Origin of the sequence: Arthrobacter sp. 'calajunan', from assembly GCF_046940185.1 — a bacterium.
Classification (GTDB): domain Bacteria; phylum Actinomycetota; class Actinomycetes; order Actinomycetales; family Micrococcaceae; genus Glutamicibacter; species Glutamicibacter soli.
Genome location: NZ_JBKZDY010000053.1, coordinates 1 through 257, shown reverse-complemented (window position 1 = coordinate 257; position 257 = coordinate 1). Strand labels below are relative to the sequence as shown.

Below are 257 nucleotides of genomic sequence, written 5' to 3'. Positions count from 1 at the left end.
GCGATGCTCGCCCACCAGCTGGAAAAAGAAGTCTTCCGCACCAACGAGAACAACGGCACCCACGCCAACGACCTCACCCGCGGAGCAGCCAGCACCGTCGCCCTGGCCCGCAAACGCGACCCCCGCGCCCACCGCTCCTACCTGGCCAACGCCCGCATCCTCGCCGAAGACACCCCCTTCCTCGCCCAACGCTTCGCCCTCGGGGAACTCACCGAACCCCAGGCCATGGCCATCCTCACCCCCTTGCAGGACGTCAA

Annotated in this window: 1 pseudogene; it reads left to right on the top strand. The window is 67.7% G+C overall.

The annotated features are described in order from the left end of the window. Positions 1-257: pseudogene (locus tag RF641_RS17630) on the top strand (HNH endonuclease); the annotation flags it as partial.